This window comes from Paenibacillus sp. FSL R10-2788 (assembly GCF_038003885.1).
Classification (GTDB): Bacteria; Bacillota; Bacilli; order Paenibacillales; family Paenibacillaceae; genus Paenibacillus_AQ; species Paenibacillus_AQ odorifer.
In genome coordinates this window covers 142,393-161,289 of record NZ_JBBOQA010000001.1, presented here as the reverse complement: position 1 = coordinate 161,289, position 18,897 = coordinate 142,393, and the positions used below count along the sequence as shown (strand labels likewise).

The 18,897-nt window shown below is 47.6% G+C and carries 14 protein-coding genes, 8 tRNA genes and 1 rRNA gene; 1 reads left to right on the top strand and 22 read right to left on the bottom strand.

Going from position 1 to position 18,897, the window contains the following annotated elements:
• Positions 1-14 precede the first annotated feature (14 nt).
• From hisH to NSQ50_RS00775, 5 genes are all read right to left on the bottom strand, one after another.
• Complete coding sequence (gene hisH / locus NSQ50_RS00795) at positions 15-632, bottom strand: imidazole glycerol phosphate synthase subunit HisH (protein ID WP_076224852.1); 618 nt, start codon at positions 630-632, stop codon at positions 15-17.
• A gap of 1 nt (position 633) precedes the next feature.
• Positions 634-1,242: an imidazoleglycerol-phosphate dehydratase HisB gene (hisB, locus tag NSQ50_RS00790; RefSeq protein WP_036687073.1), complete on the bottom strand. Its 609-nt coding sequence runs from the start codon at positions 1,240-1,242 to the stop codon at positions 634-636.
• Entirely contained in the window at positions 1,229-2,539 is a 1,311-nt protein-coding gene (gene hisD / locus NSQ50_RS00785; RefSeq protein ID WP_076126836.1) for a histidinol dehydrogenase, read from the bottom strand. Before hisD ends, hisB begins: the two co-directional genes overlap by 14 nt.
• Before the next feature lie 38 nt (positions 2,540-2,577).
• A complete protein-coding gene (gene hisG, locus NSQ50_RS00780; RefSeq protein WP_036687062.1) occupies positions 2,578-3,216 on the bottom strand; it encodes an ATP phosphoribosyltransferase in 639 nt (212 codons plus the stop codon).
• 69 nt (positions 3,217-3,285) lie between these two features.
• Entirely contained in the window at positions 3,286-4,503 is a 1,218-nt protein-coding gene (locus NSQ50_RS00775) for an ATP phosphoribosyltransferase regulatory subunit (RefSeq protein WP_036687060.1), read from the bottom strand.
• 280 nt (positions 4,504-4,783) lie between these two features.
• On the opposite strand from NSQ50_RS00775, the gene gntK reads away from it, so the two are divergent.
• Positions 4,784-6,313, top strand: a complete 1,530-nt coding sequence (gntK, locus tag NSQ50_RS00770; protein ID WP_076224865.1) for a gluconokinase — start codon at positions 4,784-4,786, stop codon at positions 6,311-6,313.
• Positions 6,314-6,383: 70 nt separating this feature from the next.
• Here gntK and NSQ50_RS00765 read toward each other — a convergent pair whose 3' ends face one another.
• From NSQ50_RS00765 to NSQ50_RS00685, 17 genes are all read right to left on the bottom strand, one after another.
• Complete coding sequence (locus NSQ50_RS00765; RefSeq protein ID WP_076224854.1) at positions 6,384-7,541, bottom strand: acyltransferase; 1,158 nt, start codon at positions 7,539-7,541, stop codon at positions 6,384-6,386.
• A gap of 111 nt (positions 7,542-7,652) precedes the next feature.
• Positions 7,653-8,861, bottom strand: coding sequence for an acyltransferase (locus tag NSQ50_RS00760; RefSeq protein ID WP_076186883.1), 1,209 nt, complete (start codon positions 8,859-8,861; stop codon positions 7,653-7,655).
• A gap of 293 nt (positions 8,862-9,154) precedes the next feature.
• Entirely contained in the window at positions 9,155-9,664 is a 510-nt protein-coding gene (locus tag NSQ50_RS00755; RefSeq protein WP_170914218.1) for an acyltransferase, read from the bottom strand.
• Positions 9,661-10,317: a pyrophosphatase PpaX gene (gene ppaX, locus NSQ50_RS00750; RefSeq protein WP_340949236.1), complete on the bottom strand. Its 657-nt coding sequence runs from the start codon at positions 10,315-10,317 to the stop codon at positions 9,661-9,663. The genes NSQ50_RS00755 and ppaX overlap by 4 nt, the downstream gene beginning before the upstream one ends.
• A 5-nt stretch (positions 10,318-10,322) precedes the next feature.
• Positions 10,323-11,354, bottom strand: a complete 1,032-nt coding sequence (lgt, locus tag NSQ50_RS00745) for a prolipoprotein diacylglyceryl transferase (RefSeq protein WP_076126827.1) — start codon at positions 11,352-11,354, stop codon at positions 10,323-10,325.
• A 12-nt stretch (positions 11,355-11,366) separates the two neighbouring features.
• Positions 11,367-12,305, bottom strand: a complete 939-nt coding sequence (gene hprK / locus NSQ50_RS00740) for an HPr(Ser) kinase/phosphatase (protein WP_036687047.1) — start codon at positions 12,303-12,305, stop codon at positions 11,367-11,369.
• 210 nt (positions 12,306-12,515) lie between these two features.
• Positions 12,516-13,637, bottom strand: a complete 1,122-nt coding sequence (locus tag NSQ50_RS00735) for an ABC transporter ATP-binding protein (protein ID WP_076126826.1) — start codon at positions 13,635-13,637, stop codon at positions 12,516-12,518.
• Between the two features lie 111 nt (positions 13,638-13,748).
• Entirely contained in the window at positions 13,749-14,843 is a 1,095-nt protein-coding gene (locus NSQ50_RS00730) for a PucR family transcriptional regulator (protein WP_036687042.1), read from the bottom strand.
• A 149-nt stretch (positions 14,844-14,992) separates the two neighbouring features.
• Positions 14,993-15,065 (bottom strand) — tRNA-Lys (locus NSQ50_RS00725).
• Between the two features lie 5 nt (positions 15,066-15,070).
• Positions 15,071-15,156, bottom strand: a tRNA-Tyr gene (locus NSQ50_RS00720).
• Between the two features lie 8 nt (positions 15,157-15,164).
• Positions 15,165-15,237: transfer RNA gene (locus tag NSQ50_RS00715), tRNA-Phe, on the bottom strand.
• 62 nt (positions 15,238-15,299) lie between these two features.
• Positions 15,300-15,377: transfer RNA gene (locus tag NSQ50_RS00710), tRNA-Asp, on the bottom strand.
• 14 nt (positions 15,378-15,391) lie between these two features.
• Positions 15,392-15,467: transfer RNA gene (locus NSQ50_RS00705), tRNA-Thr, on the bottom strand.
• 32 nt (positions 15,468-15,499) lie between these two features.
• Positions 15,500-15,575, bottom strand: a tRNA-Val gene (locus NSQ50_RS00700).
• Positions 15,576-15,583: 8 nt separating this feature from the next.
• Positions 15,584-15,660 (bottom strand) — tRNA-Met (locus tag NSQ50_RS00695).
• A gap of 30 nt (positions 15,661-15,690) precedes the next feature.
• Positions 15,691-15,782: transfer RNA gene (locus tag NSQ50_RS00690), tRNA-Ser, on the bottom strand.
• 82 nt (positions 15,783-15,864) lie between these two features.
• Positions 15,865-18,790: ribosomal RNA gene (locus tag NSQ50_RS00685) — 23S ribosomal RNA — on the bottom strand.
• Between the last annotated feature and the right edge of the window lie 107 nt (positions 18,791-18,897).

The window sequence follows — 18,897 nt, the reverse complement described above, 5'->3', positions numbered from 1 at the left end:
GTATATTGTGAAACTTATACTTTCTTATATTTCAAAAAATTACCCAACAGCTTGATTCCCAGCTCTCCGCTTTTTTCCGGATGGAACTGCATACCGAACACATTATCTTGCCCGACAATAGCCGTGACTGGGTAACCGTAATCTGTGACAGCCAGCAGATCACTCTCTTTTGCTACAAGCGCGTGATAAGAGTGGACAAAATACACATGCCCCTCCTCAAGGCCAACAAAAAGCGGATTCTCCGGCTGTCTAAAGCTAAGCTTGTTCCACCCCATATGCGGCACCTTATAGCCATCTCTAGGAGCGAACCGCACCACTGAACCCGAGAGAATATCTAACCCCTCATGGCTGCCATGCTCTTCACCGGTGCTAAACAACAGCTGCATACCAAGACAGATCCCAAGCAGAGGCTGCTCTCCAGCGGCTACCTGTTTGACGACAAGATCCAAACCATTCTCCCGCAGATGCCCCATCGCATCGCCAAATGCACCGACACCTGGCAGAATGACACTATCAGCAGCGAGAATTTGCTCGGCATCACCCGTCACTAAACACTCATAACCGAGACGTTCTACCGCCTTACTCACACTGTGCAGGTTGCCCATGCCATAATCGACGATTGCAACAGTCATCCTACAGCACTCCCTTCGTAGAAGGCACACCCTTCACACGGGGATCAATCAATGTTGCCTCATCCAGCGCCCGTCCAAGCGCTTTGAATACAGCCTCAATCATGTGGTGTGTGTTAGAACCGTAGTGTACGATAACATGTAACGTAATCCGTGCTTCGAGCGCGAACTTCCACAGGAACTCCTGAACAAGCTCCGTCGAAAAGCTGCCCACCTGCTGTGAAGGATAGGTTGCACGATATTCAAAGTGCGGGCGATTGCTGATATCGATCACAACCTGCGCCAACGCCTCATCCATCGGTACAAAAACACTCGCATAACGTTTGATTCCTTTTTTATCACCCAGTGCTTCGTGCAGTGCCTGCCCTAGGCAGATCCCAATGTCTTCAACAGTATGGTGGTCATCAATCTCGATGTCTCCACGCGCCTGTACAGACAGGTCAAATTGTCCGTGCTTCGTGAACAGATCCAACATATGATTCAGAAAAGGAACATCCGTCTCCAGCTCTGAAACTCCACTTCCATCTACGTTAAGAGACAACTTTATATCCGTCTCGTTTGTTTTACGGCTTAATCCAGCTTGGCGCAGGGCCTGTTCGTTATTGTTCTCCATATCCGTCTCCACCTTTTCCTTCGTTCTTGAGTCGAATCTCAATGGCTCGTGCGTGGCCTTCTAAGCCTTCGCGACGTGCCAGCTCTATAATGGTCTTCCCATCACGCAAGAGTGCTTCCTTACTGTAATAGATCAGACTTGATTTTTTAATAAAATCATCCACATCCACTGGTGACGAGAAACGTGCGGTCCCATTGGTTGGGATAATATGATTTGGCCCGGCAAAATAATCACCCACGGGCTCGGAGCTATACGCTCCCAGGAAGATGGCTCCAGCATTCTCAATGCTGCCTACGAGGCCCATAGGATCTTCGACAACAATCTCCAGATGCTCTGGTGCCAGTCTATTCACTACGGAGATCCCTTCCTCCATAGATTCCACAACAATGATCGCGCCGTAATTCTCTACCGAAGAACGGGCGATCGCCTGACGCGGCAGCTCTTGCAGCTGACGCTCCACTTCGGCCGCCACGTTATCCGCCAGGCTCTGCGATGGCGTGACCAGAATCGCCGAGGCCATCTCGTCATGCTCGGCCTGCGAGAGTAGATCCGCTGCGACATAAGCCGGCTCAGCGGTCTCATCTGCCAGCACGACAATTTCGCTTGGACCCGCGATACTGTCGATATCCACGGCGCCATATACCTCGCGTTTAGCCAGCGCAACGTATATGTTGCCAGGCCCACATATTTTATCTACCGGCGCTATGCTCTCCGTACCAAAAGCCAAAGCAGCTACCGCCTGTGCTCCGCCCACACGGTAGATTTCATTCACACCTGCTTCTGCGGCAGCAACCAGGATATAAGGGTCAATCCCTTCCTTGCCGCCGGTGGATGGCGGAGTCACCATGACGATCTCCGGCACACCCGCGATCTGTGCTGGGATCACGTTCATCAGCACCGAGGAGGGATAAGCTGCTTTGCCACCAGGTACATATACCCCTACCCGCTTCAGCGGACGAATAATCTGCCCCAGAATCGTGCCATCCGGCTGCAAATCCATCCATGAATTCCGTTTCTGTCTGGCATGGAACGCCCGGATATTGGCTGCAGCTGCTTGAATGGCAGATACGAAAGATTGCTCTACTCGGCCATACGCTGCCTGAAGCTCTTCCGGCGTTACCCGCAGTTGATTCGGCGTAAGTGCAACCCGGTCAAATTGCTCCGTATAGCGAAGAAGCGCTGTGTCTCCTTCTTTTTTAATGGCGGCCACAATTTCCTTTACCGCCTGATTTTGCTCTGGCGTACCATACTCCACTTCCCGCTCTAGCTTAAAGTCCTTGCTCGACACAACCTTCATCGCTGGTTCCTCCCTTTACCCCTAACATCTGTTGCCGCCTACCGCAAATTAGGTTGCCCTATAACTGCCTGTAGTCGGTCACACAGTTGCTGTATCTCTTCATTTTTCATCCGATAGCTCACACGATTTGCCACCAGGCGGCTTGTAATTTCGAATATACTCTTCATTTCGATTAATCCGTTGTCCCGCAGCGTTTGCCCGGTCTCTACCATATCCACAATACGATCGGCCAGACCAATCAGTGGTGCAAGCTCGATGGATCCATTCAGCTTCACTACCTCGACCTGTTGGCCCTGCTCCCTAAAATACCTTGAAGCTACATTCGGATATTTCGTCGCTACACGCTGCTGAATTCCCGGCTGCCAGTTCGGCAATCCGATGATCGACATCCGGCAGCGGGCAATGCCAAGATCAAGCAGCTCGTATACATCACGATCTTCCTCCAGCAAAACATCCTTGCCCACGATCCCAATATCCGCCACGCCATATTCTACATATGTAGGTACATCTACTGGTTTCGCCAATATAAACTCCATCCCTGCCTCAGGCAGCGGAATAACAAGCTTGCGTGATGCCTCACCGTCCGGTGGAATCGGAAGACCTGCCTGGCGGAACAGCTCAGCAGCCTTTTCGTAAATCCGGCCTTTTGGCATAGCCACCTTCAATATCTGTGCCATTGTTAAGTTGCCTCCTTTTCCATCTCCATGCAAAATTTATGTTAATCGCTTTTTGTACTAGCGATATCCTCAGCCATGCTCACTTACAAAAGATACGAATGTATAGATCTCACCGTACCGTACACCCTCTGCTTCAACCGTGTCCGTATCCAAACGCTTCACCGTTTCAAGCTCTTCTGGACCTGCAGCAAGTCTAGTAACGACTGCATGACCCTCTGACCGCAGGCGTGTTGCCTCTTCCAAGCCTTCTTTTCTGCGAATCGCATCATATTGGATCAAAATAGGCAGCTCTTCCTCTTCGACCACTCCAGTTACACCATCCAGGATGCGATTCGTTTTTAAGGAAAATCCTGTGGATGGGATCGGACGCCCAAACTGTTGCAGCAGATTGTCGTATCTACCACCACTGCATACCGGAAATCCTAATTCCGCTGCATAACCTTCAAAAGTCATGCCAGTATAATAGGAAAAGTCCCCGATCATCGTCAGGTCAATCAGTACATGCTGTGATACGCCGTAAGAGACCAGCACCTCCCACACCTTGCACAAATGATCAATCGAATGACGCGCGAGCGGATGATTGCTCAGCTCTAGCGCCTGTCCACAAATCTCCTTGCCTCCGCGCAGACGCAGCAGCCCATCCAGTTCGTTCTTCTGCGCTTCTGTAAGATCCAGCCGCCGTAAAGTCTCCCGGAAAGAAACATAGTCACGGCCCAGCAAATGACTTTTCAGCTCCTCTTGAGCCTCAGGCAGTTCAGGAAGTGCCTCTTGAAATAACCCATTTAGAAAGCCTACATGCCCCATAGCGATCTTAAAAGACTTCACACCCGCGGCTTGCAGCGAAGAAATAGCAAGCGCAACTACCTCCGCATCAGCTTCAGGTGAATCATCACCTACCAGCTCTACACCTGTCTGGAAGAACTCCGCTTCCCGCCCCGCTTCTTCCTCAATGGCACGGAATACATTCGCGTGATATGACAGACGCAATGGCAGTGGCTCATCCTTTAATAGAGAGGCAACAACACGGGCAACCGGGGCAGTCATTTCTGATCGAAGCACCAAAGCCTGACCACGATTGTTAAGTAATTTATAGAGCTTCTGGTCGGACGTAGAGCTAGCCACGCCAACTGTATCGTAATATTCCAACGTTGGAGTCATCATTTGCTGATATCCCCAGCGACTCATGCAATGCAGTACATCGTTCTCAATTTTGCGCAATTTCGTTACGGCCCGGGGCAGATAGTCCCGAACGCCAGACGGCTTCTCAAATCCCTTTGGTTTGGACATCTTCATTGTTCACCTCGTCAGTTATCATTAGATACTGTTTATGTTTACTTTACTATGGTAAAGTGGTAGCAAATTAAAGTATTTTCAATATCGTATCATGCTCACTGCTTTTTCGTCAATCAAACCCTTAGTCGAGCGTTTGGCATTTTCTTTATTTTTGCCTCCCCGCTTATCGAATACTATAATGAGCTAATACGATTGTACTTCATAATTTTGTAATTGGTGTTCTAAAAATATACTTTCACCTAGAAAGAAGGGCTAACGCTTGACTAAATCCTATATGATTGGCGTTGATATTGGTACTACAAGTACAAAGGCAGTTCTCTTCGAGGAGAATGGAGCCATAGTTGCACAAGCGAATATGGGTTATCCCTTGCATCAACCCTCCCCTTCTATAGCGGAGCAGGACCCAGAGCAAATCCTACGTGCAGTGTTTCATACCCTCTCTAATGTCATGCGGCAAAGCGCCGTATCTCCAGATAAGATCCTATTCGTCTCCTTCAGTTCAGCCATGCACAGTGTCATTGCAATTGATCAGCTGGGTAAACCACTTACCGCCTGCATCACTTGGGCTGACAACCGTAGTGCCGGGTCTGCACTTCGCCTGAAGAACGAGTTTAACGGACATGAGTTGTATTTGCGCACAGGAACGCCTATTCATCCTATGTCACCGATTACCAAGCTAATGTGGCTTCGGGATGAGCAGCCTGAGTTGTTTCAACAAACCTATAAATTCATTTCTATAAAAGAATACATATTCGCTCGGCTGTTCGGCGAATACATCATCGATCATTCCATTGCCTCTTCTACAGGCATGCTCAACCTTGAACTTTTGGAGTGGGATAAAGAGGCCCTGGAGATAGCCCATATTTCACCAGATCAACTCTCACGGCTTGTTCCCACCACAGAGATCATGCAAGGCCTGCTTCCCGGTCTAGCAGAGGAGCTGTTACTGCTCCCGACTACACCTTTTGTCGTAGGAGCCAGTGATGGCGTCTTGTCCAACCTTGGCGTAGGCGCGATTAAACCCGGTGTAGTGGCCGCAACGATTGGAACAAGCGGAGCGATTCGCACCGTAGTGGATAACCCGCTTACCGACCCTAAAGGACGGACCTTCTGTTATAACTTAACCCCAAAACATTGGGTGATCGGAGGGCCCGTTAATAACGGCGGTATGCTGTTCCGCTGGGTACGGGATGAGTTCGCTGCTTCTGAAGTCGAAACCGCCAAACGTCTTGGCATTGACCCTTACGAGGTTCTAACGCGCATCGCGGAACAAGTTCCGGCAGGTAGCGGTGGTCTTCTGTTCCATCCTTACTTAACTGGTGAACGGGCACCGCTGTGGAATCCTGATGCTCGTGGCTCCTTCTTCGGCCTTTCGATGAATCACCATAAGGAGCATATGATTCGCTCGGTACTAGAAGGCGTGATTTTCAATATGTATATGGTTCTACTGGCTATGGAAGAGCAAATCGGGCGTCCTAGCAAAATTCTGGCTACAGGCGGCTTCGCCCGCTCCTCAGTCTGGCGGCAGATGATGTCTGATATTTTTGATCAAGAGGTCATCATTCCGGAGAGTATCGAAAGCTCCTGCCTCGGAGCAGTAGTGCTTGGTCTTTACGCAACGGGCCGTGTGGACTCCTTCGATGTTGTATTCGACATGATCGGTTCAACTTACCAGCATGATCCGATTGATGAACATACCAAAGTGTACAAGCAGCTGCTGCCGATTTATATTTCCGTCTACCGTAGTCTGGAAAGCCAGTATCAAGCTATTGCGGAGTTTCAGCGGGAACAAGCTGGAGAATAGACAAAATATAAAAGCGCCGGTCAACCCGCATATACGGGAGACCGGCGCTTTTATATTACCTAGCAGTAGACTATGCGCTTATGGAGCCTGTTTTTGCTTTCTTTGGTGCGCCTGATCCGAAAATAATCCAAGACGCAGGCACATACCGGAAGACGAGAGCCACTGCCAGCCATGAAACCAGCAGCGCAACAAGCCATCCTCCTACAATCGCTGCGATGTACGCAAGAGAACCCCCGTGAAACGGTAATTTTCTATAGAAATACAGCAGCAGAGGGTGCAATAGATAAATTCCGAAGGAGCATGCTCCCACAGATACCAAAAGTCTTGTCAGCAAGCTACGACCCGCCCCATAGAGCAAGAAGGAGATTTGCAACAGCACCACACAAGAGAGCAGCGCATGTAAATTAGAGAAACCCTCATACCATAAGCTGTTGATGACAGTTTTTTTCGTGTAATTGTTAAACCATAGCTCAACATGAACAACCCCTGCTACAATCCATAACAACCACAACGTAATCCAAACCGGACCTTTACCGGCGCGCCAGCCTTCACGTGAAGGCACTAACCATTTTTTCAAAGAAGAGTAATACACTGCAATCCCAGCACCCAGCAGGAAATACGAGAAATAAGTGATCGCCAGACTCCCCTTGGATAACTGCCAATACCCGTGATTGGTCATGTATTTATTCAGCAGCACAAAACCCCACTGTAGTAATAACCCGATCAGTGGCGCCCAAGCCGCCAGATGACGAACCTTTTGCAAACACCACAAAATAAGCGGAAATAACACGTAAAACTGAATAATGATAATAATATAATACAGATGCGTATATGCCGTTCCTGTCCATAAATACTTCCATAGCTTAGAAGCCATCTCCCCCGGAGGTAAGCCCCAAGTATTCCCGGCATTCATTTTTAACGCAAAATACAGCAGTGAAAATACTACATAAGGCACAATAATATAAAGCAGCCTTCTAGTGTAGAACTTTCCTAGCGTTTTGCCACCCAGCGGACGGTCAATATAGTTATAGAAGAGCACGAACCCACTCAAAAATATGAATGAAGGTACGGCGAACTGGCTGAATTTATTAATAAATAAGAACGGATGAAACATGTTTGTACCTAGTGTCTCCGCCAACGTTCGTGAAGTAGCATGAATAGCCAGCACTGCAAAAATAGCAATCGCCCGAAAAATATCCAGCTGCGGAATTCTTTCTTTTTGTCTCATAATCTTTCCTCCTGTTAAGCTCCGCATCGAAGTGATGCCTTTTTAATCAAATATTATGAAGGCTACTTCCCCACGTTTAAGCGTGTGCGTGTATCAGACCTTCTTCTAACGCTATTTCTCCTGCTGCACGAACCCCTTTGCCCGTTCCTCAGGGATATAACCTGACTTTTCCTGCGGACTGGATTCCAAAGAGCGAGGCACGCTTCCAAAAATAATCCATGAACCCGGGACTCGCCGGAAAGCAAACTGCACAATAAGCCAGCTCCCTCCCAGTGCGACCACAAGCCCTCCGTAGATGAACAAAACATATGTTAGCGACTCTAGGGGAATCTGATATCGGAACCTGCGATATACCGCCAGCAATAGCGGATGAATCAAATATATCGCAAATGAGAGTTCACCCAAACGTGTTAAAAAAGCAACAATCCCGCGAGAGGCCTTACGATAGATCAGGAATGTAGCATACAACAGAACCAATGCTGATAACATCGTATGGACATTCCATAATAGCTCGTACCACAGCGAATCCGTCCACACCCCAAAATGGCGGGCCACATACCATAGCTGCACATGGATAAAGGCTGCAATTAACCACCCGCTCACTAACAGGGCAGTCCATCCTTTTTGCCTGGCAGTTAGCTCTCTCCATGGCTTCATCAGCCAAGTCTTCACCTTCTCAAAGTGAATTGCGATATAAGCACCCATCATATAATAAGCCAGATAAGAGATCGCGAGGCTCCCTTTTTCAACAATGTGCAGTTCGTATTTATTCCAGAAAATAAACCCCCACTGAAGTGCCAATCCGAGCGGAACCGCCCATTTAATTAAAAAGCGGGAACTCTGGAGTAGCTTAAGCAGTACTGGAAAAAGCAAATAAAACTGAATGCTGATAAATACAAAATACAAATGCGCATATGCGGAACCTGAGAATAACGCTCTAATAAAGCTGTACAGGTTGCCACCGAGGTTCTGGGTCAATCGTCCGTTCACATATAAGGTTAGTGCGTAATAGCCCATAGAGGCTAGCAGATAAGGTAATAAAATATACTTTAATCGACGACGGTAGAAATTAATAATCAAGCTGCGTGTCACAGGACGCCCATAATAATTATAAAACAATACAAAGCTGCTCAGAAAAATAAATGAGGGCGTACCGAATTTAAAGAAAATGTTGATCCAGTTCAGCCAGTAATAATAAGGGGAATGCAGTGCCTGCTCTCCAGCGGCAAAAGATGAGGAATGCACATGCAATACGCCTAAGATCGCTAATGCTCTGAAAATATCCAGCTGGGGCAGCCTTTCCTGTCTCGCAGTGTTCATATTATATTCCTCTTCTCTACTATGATGGTTGTTCATAGAGACGCTAAGCGGAATGTGGAAACTGAAAATACCAGGAAGCCTGCACCTGCTGATTTTACATTCTGATATTTGAAGCTGAATGCCTAGCGTGGGATTCGCCTTATCACTAACGCTAATTATATCGAATGTATCTGTTCTAAAAACTTAAGAAGAACTTAAAGTTTCCTTAATAATCTTCTCTAAGACGCAAGAAACCCTGCAGAACCTGCGCTAAAAAAACGCAATATGTAACTGCAGGGTTAAAAAAGCATCGTTTACACTTGTTCCGCATGTTCTTCCGTTGAAGAGGGGCGCAGCTCTCGCAGAGGATTGCCTCCGACAAAAGAGCCAGCCGCCACATTTTTGTGCACCACGGAGCCAGCAGCTATAACTGCCCAATCTCCAATGGTTACACCGGGAAGAATCGTTGTATTCGCGCCGATCAATACATTTTCACCGATCACCACTTCGCCCAGGCGATATTCCTTGATCAGATACTCATGCGCCAGAATCGTCGTGTTATAACCAATAATAGAATTCTCACCTACCGTTATTTTCTCCGGAAAAAACACATCCACCATTGCCATAAGACCAAAAGCCGTGTGTTTACCAACCTTCATCCCCAGCATCCGTCGATAGATCCAATTCTTTAACGGTAGAATCGGACAATAGCGGGCAATCTGAATAAAAATAAAGTTGCGGACACCCTTCCAAGGGCTGACCGTACGGTAAATATACCAAAGTGAGTTATGACCTTCTACTGGATAACGGGTTACGTTTCTCACGATTCATTCGTTCCTCGCTCCATAATTTCTATAATATCCTTCATGTTATGGATGATAAAGTCCGGATCATACTTGCGGAGCGTATCCTCGCCCTTCAAAGACCAAGATACTCCAACAGCGTATACACCGGCAGCTTTGGCTGATTGAATATCAACCGCACTGTCACCTATCATTAAGGTTTTACGAGGATCAACGCCAAGGTTTTTGACCGCTGTCAGAACGGGCTCCGGATGTGGCTTTGGTTCAGTAACATCGTTCACAGTCACAATCGTATCCATGTACTTAAGCAAATCGAACCTTTCCAGAGTCTTGATCGTTGTTGGACGGATCTTAGTAGTTACAATCCCAAGTTTGATCCCACGACGCGAGAGCTCCTCAATGGTCTCCTTTACAAGCGGGAAGGACCGCACTAACTCATCATGATGCTCATTATTATAAGAACGATAGGACTTTTCTAACGTACCATTTACATCCTCTAGTCCAGGGAATACTCTCATCTGTTGCTGAAGGGTTGTTCCCATATGCGGAATTATCTCTTCTCTGGTCAGTGGAGCCAGACCATTGTCCTTCAGCGCGTACATAAATGAACTAATGATTAGCTCATTCGTATCGACAATCGTTCCATCCAGATCAAAAAGAACGCATTCTATCATAAGTTTTACTGCTCCTTCTTATCTCCATCCGCTGGCTGTCCTTGCTCAGGTTGTGTTCCTTGACGAGTTTTCTGCGGTGTATTTACTGCGCTTTCTGGCACTACAGTATCTGCTTGGATCGGTTTAGTACATACGATAGGGTCAGAATAATGTGCTTTAGGCTCTCCGGTTACTCTGCGAATAACGATCAGCAATATAGCTGCCACAATAATAAGTAGAGAAAGCAGCTGAGAAATACGAATATTACCATAGGCAGGATCCAGATATCCTTGTTCAAAACCTAACCATTCCATCGGACTCCATAAGCCGTTTATAAACGAAGCCAGTCCTGCACTTCCGTTAAAAGCTAAACTGTCAGTACGCACAGCCTCGATGAAGAACCGACCGATGGAATACCATATAAAGTAAGACATAAAGATTTCTCCAGCACGTACAAACTTCTGACGACGGAGAACCATCAATAACGCAATCCCTAGTAAGCTCCAAAGAGATTCATACAGGAAGGTCGGATGATGAAAAGCATCTCCTATGTACATTTGATTAACGATGAAGTCAGGTAAATGCAGTTTATCCCGTAAAAAAGATTCCTCAACTACGCTGCCGTATGCCTCTTGGTTGACAAAGTTTCCCCAGCGGCCAATCATTTGACCCGCCAGTAGTCCAGGTGCACAAATATCAACAATACGCCAGAAAGGGTAACCCTTATAACGGAAATAAATAATTCCGCAAATAATCGCTCCTATTAATGCGCCGTAAATGGCGATGCCGCCATTCCAGATCTTAAAGACGTCTATCAGATTATGCTTATAATCGTCCCATTTAAAAGCTACAAAATAAATCCGTGCCCCTATAATTGCCGAGGGTACACCCAGTAGCAGCATATCCATAAAGAATTCTTGCGGGATTCCGAACCGTTTGCCCTCGCGGATCGCAAGAAATAATCCCGCGAGTGCACCGACCCCTAGTATTAACCCGTACCAGTGTACAGGTAGTGATCCAATTGAGAATACAATAGGATCTATTGCTAATGGGAACATTGTCTCACACTCCTAATCGAGATCGTCCATATCCTCAGATATGGTCGCAGTTAACTTATTCGTAAACTGCAGGGCTGCATTAAAGCCCATTTGCTTCAGGCGATAGTTCATCGCAGCAACCTCAATAATAACGGCAAGGTTACGTCCTGGACGTACAGGAATGGTTACAAGTGGAACATCGGTATCAATAATCCGCGTTGTTTCCTCATCAAGTCCAAGCCGGTCATACTGCTTGTCTTGCTGCCAAGCCTCTAATCTAACGACAAGTGTAATCCGTTTATGATTACGGATAGCACCCGCACCAAAAAGTGTCATTACGTTAATGATACCTACTCCGCGAATTTCCAACAAGTGACGGATCAACTCAGGGGCTGTACCATGCAGCTGGTTATCTGAAGTCTGGCGGATTTCCACGGCATCATCAGCGATCAGTCTATGTCCACGTTTTACAAGTTCAAGGGCTGTCTCACTCTTACCAATACCACTACTACCAGTAATCAGCATACCTACACCATATACATCACAGAGTACACCATGAATCGTTGCTGTAGGGGCTAATCTCCCTTCTAAGAAGCTCGTCAAACGGCTGGAGAAAATAGTCGTAGCCATCGAGCTACGAAGCACAGGAAGTCCCTTTTCATTACTTATATCAATTAACTCCTGTGGCACATCCAAACTACGGGTAATTACGATACAAGGGGTATTGTCATTACAGATTCCACGAAGCCTACTTTTACGTTCAGCTTCAGGCAGCATGGAGAAGAATGCGAGTTCTGTCTTACCTAATAGTTGAACACGTTCTTCCGGATAATATTCGAAATAACCAGCAATCTCTAGTCCAGGGCGATTCAGGTCATCGACCGTAATAGGTCGTTTTAGACCTTCCTGGCCGGAAATAACCTCTAATTGAAAATGTTGTACCAATTCAGATACTTTTACTTTCTTAGCCATGTAAATTCGTCCTTTCGTCACCTGCGGTATATGTCCGCTTACTGCGTCCGGTTGACAGCGATCTCATTACAATTCCGGAGGTAATTCTCCTGCTATCTTAATTGATAACGCTTGTGAATGCAATCTTAACGCCTATCCATTACGACCCTAATTAAACAATAAAGCCACCCTTTCGGGTGGCTTTATCAAGAGAGAAAAGATCCTGCGATCTTATCCCAACAGAATGTTAACTTCGGATTCTTTATCGAAGAAGTGAACTTTGTTCATATCGATAGCCAATTTTGGCTTGCTGCCTTCGCGAGTAGTGGAACGTCCATCTACACGAGCGATTACAGTAGATTTACCAAGGCCGCTCAAGTAAAGGAGCATTTCGTGACCAAGGTTTTCAGTTACATCAACCAATGAAGTAAAGATTGTGTTCGGGGAAGCTTCCAAGAATACTGGCTCTTCATGGATATCTTCTGGACGAACGCCCATAATTACTTCTTTGCCAATGTAGCCTTTGCTGCGGATGATTTGAGCTTTTCCGCCTGGTACTTCAACATCAAGGTTCTCAGCGCGGAAACGGATAGAACCGTTTGCTTCGGACAAAGTACCATTGATAAAGTTCATTGTAGGGGATCCGATAAATCCAGCTACGAACAGGTTAGTTGGTTCATTGTACAACTCTTCAGGGGAAGCAGCTTGTTGAATGATACCATCATACATAACTACGATACGGTCACCCATTGTCATAGCTTCTGTTTGGTCATGCGTTACGTAGATACAAGTGGTTTCAAGGCGTTTAACCAGTTTAGTGATTTCAGCGCGCATTTGACCACGAAGTTTAGCATCCAAGTTGGAAAGAGGCTCATCCATCAAGAAGACTTGTGGATCACGTACGATAGCGCGTCCCAAAGCGACACGTTGGCGTTGACCACCGGAAAGTGCTTTTGGTTTACGATCTAGCAAATGCTCGATATCGAGAATTCTAGCAGCTTCACGTACTTTCTTGTCGATTTCATCTTTCTTCACTTTACGAAGTTTCAAACCGAAAGCCATGTTTTGGTATACGCTCATATGCGGATACAGGGCGTAGGATTGGAATACCATCGCGATATCGCGGTCTTTAGGTGCAACGTCGTTGACTACACGATCGCCAATGTACATTTTACCTTCGGAGATTTCTTCCAGACCAGCGATCATACGCAAAGTTGTGGATTTACCGCAACCGGATGGTCCAACCAATACTAGAAATTCCTTATCTTTAATATCAAGATTGATATCCATTACTGTTGCTTTATCTGAACCCGGGTATTTTTTGAAAATATGCTCTAAACGTACGCCTGCCATTGTATTTCCCCCTCGAGTTAATTATTGATTAATTGAAAAATTCTTTTTTCCTTGTACATTTATATTACCCTAGACGGGACACGGTGGCTATTTGTAACGTTCACAAAAAACCTATTTCCTTTTCGTCACTTTATACAAAAGCATAGTAAGCTTCACAATAGCAGCGTCCCCAAAGCTACGCACATCGGCACCCGTCTCCTGTTTTATCTTGTCCAGACGGTATAAAAGCGTGTTGCGATGAATATATAACTTCTTGGCTGTTTCACTTACATTACAATCCATCTCAAAAAACGTCTCCAGGGTCATCAGCATCTCTTTATCCGATAATACGGAAGAATAGTCGCCAATCTGTCCAAGTAACTGTTTACGCCGTGCATCAGGAATGCTGTTAACCAAACGTTCCAAATGCAGCTCCCAAGGTAAATGAATATATTCACCCACTTGGAAAATACGTCCGAGTACAATGGTCTCCCTCAGCAAGGCCACGGATCCCGTCAATCCCTTAACAGGGACTATAGCCGGAGCTACAGCCAAATGGAATACACCTACCCATTCGCTGGCTATCAGTTCGTGTAAGCCCATACTGGTCTGAGCCAGAATTTCATCTACACTCTCTTCTTCCTCATCCTTATCATCTCCGCCCGTGAGTAGTTCCTTCCGGGCCAATATTAACCATTCTTTTTCTTGAAGAGGTATAAGCAGAATTTCATTCTCAAAATAGCTGCGCAGCAGCTTCATTAAGGAACGATAAGTGATCTGCGGGCTATGTGCATTCTCACTGCTAAGTAGGAATGGAACCATATCTCCGAATAAACGTCCCTTTAGAGCCATCTCATCGGGTATCTCAGAGTCATTTTTCTCTTGCTCCAGTTCGGTGTTCAACCAGGTACCCAGCTGCCGAGCCTCCGCTTCCCCTTCTTCTCTAACCCCAGTAGCTTTTAGTGCAATTGCAAAGTTTCGAACTGCATAATTCACTAATTGTATTTCCAAAGAGTTAAGTCCATCCAATTCCACCCAGACAGCGGTTACACGTCCATCAGTCTCATATAATGGTGCCCAAAGATGACCTTCATGGATTACCGGCTGTTCTTGTGCTTCCAATCCCAGGCTAAAAAGAGAAGCTGAATGTTGCCTCCCTAACTGCTTGATTCCGGTTTTCTTTCCGGTGAGCTGCTCTAACTTTTTTCGCAATGTTTCGCTATCCATAGTCACCATACTCCACCACTTTTGCTCTTTTCGCCTATTTTAGCATATTCTCTAATATTATGTTAATCACTGCAGCAGCGCGCTACTATAATACGACATAAAAACACAAAAAAAGCCACCACCCTAAGGTGATGACTTTCTGTTTGGGATGAGCCATGAAGGACTCGAACCTTCGACACCCTGATTAAAAGTCAGGTGCTCTACCAACTGAGCTAATGGCTCATAAATGGTGGGGGATGATGGATTCGAACCACCGAACACGTACGTGAGCAGATTTACAGTCTGATGCGTTTGGCCACTTCGCTAATCCCCCAAAAAAGGTGGCTCGGGACGGAATCGAACCGCCGACACGAGGATTTTCAGTCCTCTGCTCTACCGACTGAGCTACCGAGCCATAAGATTACATGACAATTAAGCGGAAAAGTCTTACACTTCCCACTCATTTTGTGGAAAAAATGGCGGAACCGACGGGATTCGAACCCGCGGTCTCCTGCGTGACAGGCAGGCATGTTAGGCCAACTACACCACGGTTCCGCATTAATTAAAAATGGTGCCGGCGAGAGGACTTGAACCCCCAACCTACTGATTACAAGTCAGTTGCTCTACCAGTTGAGCTACACCGGCACGGTGTAAAAGCAATTCTAAAAAGATGAAAATGGTGGAGGCTGAGGGGATCGAACCCCCGACCCTCTGCTTGTAAGGCAGATGCTCTCCCAGCTGAGCTAAGCCTCCAGGTATTATGGTAGCGGCGAAGGGGATCGAACCCCCGACCTCACGGGTATGAACCGTACGCTCTAGCCAGCTGAGCTACACCGCCACAATAATTAGTATTGCTATGGATTGAAAATGGCGGAGAGAGTGGGATTCGAACCCACGCACCGCTTACGCAGTCTAACCCCTTAGCAGAGGGTCCCCTTATAGCCACTTGGGTATCTCTCCAAACGATATCAGTACCACAGCAATCCAAACAGGAATTTGACTCCCTGAAAACTGAATCCGAAACGAATCTGCATCCTACGTATAGGATAAGCCCTCGACCGATTAGTATTGGTCAGCTCCATGCATTGCTGCACTTCCACCTCCAACCTATCTACCTCGTCGTCTTCAAGGGGTCTTACTAATTGGGAAATCTCATCTTGAGGGGGCTTCACGCTTAGATGCTTTCAGCGCTTATCCCGTCCGTACGTAGCTACCCAGCCATGCTCCTGGCGGAACAACTGGTGCACCAGCGGTACGTCCATCCCGGTCCTCTCGTACTAAGGACAGCTCCTCTCAAATTTCCTGCGCCCACGACAGATAGGGACCGAACTGTCTCACGACGTTCTGAACCCAGCTCGCGTACCGCTTTAATGGGCGAACAGCCCAACCCTTGGGACCTACTTCAGCCCCAGGATGCGATGAGCCGACATCGAGGTGCCAAACCTCCCCGTCGATGTGGACTCTTGGGGGAGATAAGCCTGTTATCCCCAGGGTAGCTTTTATCCGTTGAGCGATGGCCCTTCCATGCGGTACCACCGGATCACTAAGTCCGACTTTCGTCCCTGCTCGACTTGTAGGTCTCGCAGTCAAGCTCCCTTATGCCTTTGCACTCTGCGAATGATTTCCAACCATTCTGAGGGAACCTTGGAACGCCTCCGTTACTCTTTAGGAGGCGACCGCCCCAGTCAAACTGCCCGCCTGACACGGTCCCCGTACCCGGTAAGGGTACTAGGTTAGAACCTAGATACGATCAGGGTGGTATCCCAACGGCGCCTCCACCGAAGCTTGCGCTCCGATTTCTACGGCTCCCACCTATCCTGTACAGATCGTACCCAAATTCAATATCAAGCTGCAGTAAAGCTCCATGGGGTCTTTCCGTCTTGTCGCGGGTAACCTGCATCTTCACAGGTATTAAAATTTCACCGGATCTCTCGTTGAGACAGCGCCCAAGTCGTTACGCCATTCGTGCGGGTCAGAATTTACCTGACAAGGAATTTCGCTACCTTAGGACCGTTATAGTTACGGCCGCCGTTTACTGGGGCTTCGGTTCATAGCTTCGGGTTACCCCTAACCACTCCCCTTAACCTTCCAGCACCGGGCAGGCGTCAGCCCGTATACTTCGCCTTGCGGCTTCGCACAGACCTGTGTTTTTGCTAAACAGTCGCTTGGGCCTTTTCACTGCGGCCCCCTCGTGCTATTCACACTACCGGGGCACCCCTTCTCCCGAAGTTACGGGGTCATTTTGCCGAGTTCCTTAACGAGAGTTCTTCCGCGCGCCTTAGAATTCTCTTCTCGCCTACCTGTGTCGGTTTGCGGTACGGGCACCTTCTCCTGGCTAGAGGCTTTTCTTGGCAGTGTGAGATCATGACCTTCGCTACTACAATTTTCGCTCCCCATCACAGCCCAGCCTTAACGATGTGCGGATTTGCCTACACATCAGCCTCACTGCTTAGACGGACATCCATCAGTCCGCGTCACTACCCTCCTGCGTCACCCCATCGCTCATAGCGGATTACGGTGGTACAGTAATTTCAAACTGTTGTCCTTCGACTACGCCTTTCGGCCTCGCCTTAGGTCCCGACTTACCCTGAGCGGACGAGCCTTCCTCAGGAAACCTTGGGCTTTCGGCGGATCAGATTCTCACTGATCTTTTCGTTACTCATACCGGCATTCTCACTTGTGTAGTGTCCAGCGCTCTTTTCAGTACACCTTCAACCCCTACACAACGCTCCCCTACCCCAGATACATACGTATCTAGCCATAGCTTCGGTGGTGTGTTTAGCCCCGTTACATTTTCGGCGCAGAGTCACTCGACCAGTGAGCTATTACGCACTCTTTCAATGGTGGCTGCTTCTAAGCCAACATCCTGGTTGTCTGTGCAACTCCACATCCTTTCCCACTTAACACACACTTGGGGACCTTAGCTGATGGTCTGGGCTGTTTCCCTTTTGACAATGGATCTTAGCACTCACTGTCTGACTCCCGGCAATAAGTATATGGCATTCGGAGTTTGACTGAGCTTGGTAATCCTTGCGGACCCCGCACCCAATCAGTGCTCTACCTCCACTACTCTTATACCGAGGCTAGCCCTAAAGCTATTTCGGGGAGAACCAGCTATCTCCGAGTTCGATTGGAATTTCTCCGCTACCCCCACCTCATCCCCGCACTTTTCAACGTACGTGGGTTCGGGCCTCCAGTGCGTGTTACCGCACCTTCACCCTGGACAGGGGTAGATCACACGGTTTCGGGTCTACGTCCACATACTAAATCGCCCTATTCAGACTCGCTTTCGCTGCGGCTCCACCTTCTCGGCTTAACCTTGCATGTTAAACGTAACTCGCCGGTTCATTCTACAAAAGGCACGCCATCACCCATAGATCGGGCTCTGACTTTTTGTAAGCACACGGTTTCAGGTTCTATTTCACTCCCCTTCCGGGGTGCTTTTCACCTTTCCCTCACGGTACTGTTTCACTATCGGTCGCCAGGTAGTATTTAGCCTTAGCAGATGGTCCTGCTGGATTCATACGGGGTTTCACGTGCCCCGCACTACTCGGGATCCGTCTCGGAGAGAATACAGTTTAGGTTACAGGGCTTTTACCTCTATCGCGGGCCTTTCCAGACCTCTTCGCCTACCATATTCCTTTGTAACTCCATGTGAGACGTCCCACAACCCCTAAGAGCAAGCTCTTAGGTTTAGGCTGTTCCGCGTTCGCTCGCCGCTACTGACGGAATCACTATTGTTTTCTCTTCCTCAGGGTACTTAGATGTTTCAGTTCCCCTGGTCTGCCTCTACATTTCCTATGTATTCAGAAATGAGTAACTGCGAATTACCACAGCTGGGTTTCCCCATTCGGACACCCCCGGATCAAAGCTTGCTTACAGCTCCCCGAGGCAGTTTCGTTGTTCGCCACGTCCTTCGTCGGCTCCTGGCGCCTAGGCATCCTCCGTGTGCTCTTATTAGCTTAACCTTGATTCTTCCGAAGAAAAATCTCACTAATAACATTTACTTGTTTACACAAGTTGCTAAAAGATGTTCTAAAACGCAAATTCGTTTCGGTATCCAGTTTTCAAGGAT